Raw genomic sequence first — 1728 nt, 5'->3', positions numbered from 1 at the left:
CTCAAGCCGGTGCTGGCGCGCGGCGCGGCGTCGAGGCGCAAGAAACGCGTCGAGGCGGCGGAGTGACCCTTCTCCCTCTCCCGCTTGCGGGAGAGGGTCGGGGTGAGGGCGCGAGCGGCTCTGCCGCGAGCGTGATGAGCGGCCGGTCATCCACTGTGCAACCGCCGGTAATCTATGGTAGATGCATCCTATGCCCATGGACGTCGAAGCCGAGATGCGCGACATCAAGCGCCGCATCACCCAACCGAAAGGCCCATCTGGATTCCTGACCCGCCAGGTTCAGGGCGTCCACAAGGACCTGCTGAGCTTCGAGGAAAAGACCGAGCGCAAACTGCGCGAGCACGATGGCAGGTTTAACCGGCTTGACGGCGAGCTCGACGCCCTGGACCGCAAAATCGACGCCAAGGTCGATGGCCTCGCCAAAGCCCTACCCGCCATCGTCGTCGACGCAGTGCGCGGAGCGAACAGAGACCGCGAGGGGAAACATTGACGGCACCGGGGCAGCAGGAAGTCGAGGGCGAAAAGCTTGTCACGCGCCACATCCTCGAACAAACGCGCCGCAACGGCGACGACATTGCCGCCGTGAAGACCCGCTTGAATCGAGTCGAAGAAAAAGTCGACGGGCTTGATCGCAAGGTCGGTGGCCTGGATCGAAAACTGGATGCCCTGACGCGGAACCTACCCGGCATCGTCGCTGGCGCCCTGAGCGACTACGAAATCAAGTCTAAGAAGAAATAGTGACCAGAGCGAAGAACACTCTCAAGCTCATCCACGACGGCAGATACGCCGCTGAGGTTCCGGTCGAACTGATCGAGGACGATACGGCATGGTCGCCCTACTTGTCGCCGGAGGACGTCCGCAAGCTTGACGCCGTGCGGCTAGCATTGAAACGCGGCGACTTCGCCGAAGCCGCCAAATACGGCCGCGTGTTCGAGCTGGCGCCGGCGGCGGCGAAGTAAGCTGAAAGGCAACAGGAAATTAAGTGCACTGTCACCGTAATTACCACCTGCGGGGATAGCGAAGGACACTTTTATTGCTCAGCGCGAACAGCGAACGATCTATGCCAAATATCCACACTGAAGAATCTGAAGCCATTCAAGACCGCGAATGCGGTGCATGCTCATTATGTTGCAAACTCGTTGCCGTGGATGAGCTAAACAAAGTCGAAGGTGTTTGGTGCACGCATTGTGCACCCGGCAAGGGCGGCTGTTTGATCTATGACAGTCGCCCCTCATCATGCCGAGGTTTTCATTGCGGTTGGCTGCAGACTGCGGATTTTGGTCCAGAGTGGCGGCCTACCAAGTCGAGAATGGTCATCGCGGCGGAGGGCGATGGAAATCGGATTAGCATCTATGTTGACCCGAGCTTTCCAACAAATTGGCGCAAGGAACCTTATTATTCGCAACTTCGAGACCTCGCGATAGAAATGGCCCAGGGCCAAAAACAGTTACTGATACGTATAAATAGCCGCGCGATCGCTATGCTCCCGGACCAGGAAATCGATTTGGGGCGATGCGAGAGAGACGATCAGATATTGGTTTCTAGAGATAATCGCACCGGCGAATGGGGTGCTCGCCTTGTGCCAGCCAAAGATGTTCCATTAGAGCAACGTGGCAAATGGATTTCCAGTGGATGGTGATAATGTTCAGCCAATGTAGGGGCAGCAATCCAGCGAGCGTAGGGGGGCAAAAGCACGACGCGCCGTGCCCACGCCTTTTCTCCTTGAAC

At 58.0% G+C, this 1728-nt stretch carries 4 protein-coding genes; all 4 read left to right on the top strand.

The window, feature by feature from the left end; genetic code table 11:
• Window positions 1-196: 196 nt before the first annotated feature.
• The 4 genes from WB528_RS05750 (at window position 197) to WB528_RS05735 (ending at window position 1639) form a co-directional block, all read left to right on the top strand.
• Window positions 197-490 carry a hypothetical protein gene (locus WB528_RS05750; RefSeq protein WP_423887463.1) on the top strand — a complete coding sequence of 98 codons (294 nt, stop codon included), beginning with the start codon at window positions 197-199 and terminating at the stop codon, window positions 488-490.
• Window positions 487-738 (top strand): hypothetical protein, encoded by a 252-nt coding sequence (locus WB528_RS05745; protein ID WP_423887462.1) that lies wholly within the window; start codon window positions 487-489, stop codon window positions 736-738. Before WB528_RS05750 ends, WB528_RS05745 begins: the two co-directional genes overlap by 4 nt.
• The gene (locus WB528_RS05740) at window positions 738-959 is read left to right on the top strand and encodes a hypothetical protein (RefSeq protein WP_423887461.1); all 222 of its coding nucleotides are present in this window, start codon (window positions 738-740) and stop codon (window positions 957-959) included. The genes WB528_RS05745 and WB528_RS05740 overlap by 1 nt, the downstream gene beginning before the upstream one ends.
• Window positions 960-1060: 101 nt before the next feature.
• Window positions 1061-1639, top strand: coding sequence for a YkgJ family cysteine cluster protein (locus WB528_RS05735; protein WP_423887460.1), 579 nt, complete (start codon window positions 1061-1063; stop codon window positions 1637-1639).
• Window positions 1640-1728: the final 89 nt, after the last annotated feature.

This window comes from Bradyrhizobium sp. (assembly GCF_049586575.1).
In the GTDB taxonomy this organism is placed as follows: Bacteria; Pseudomonadota; Alphaproteobacteria; order Rhizobiales; family Xanthobacteraceae; genus Bradyrhizobium.
This window is presented reverse-complemented; position numbering and strand designations above follow the sequence as displayed.

Coding starts and splice junctions, on each gene's coding strand:
- WB528_RS05735 (WP_423887460.1), top strand. CDS start 1,061: ATGCCAAATATCCACACTGAAGAATCTGAAGCCATTCAAGACCGCGAA.
- WB528_RS05750 (WP_423887463.1), top strand. CDS start 197: ATGGACGTCGAAGCCGAGATGCGCGACATCAAGCGCCGCATCACCCAA.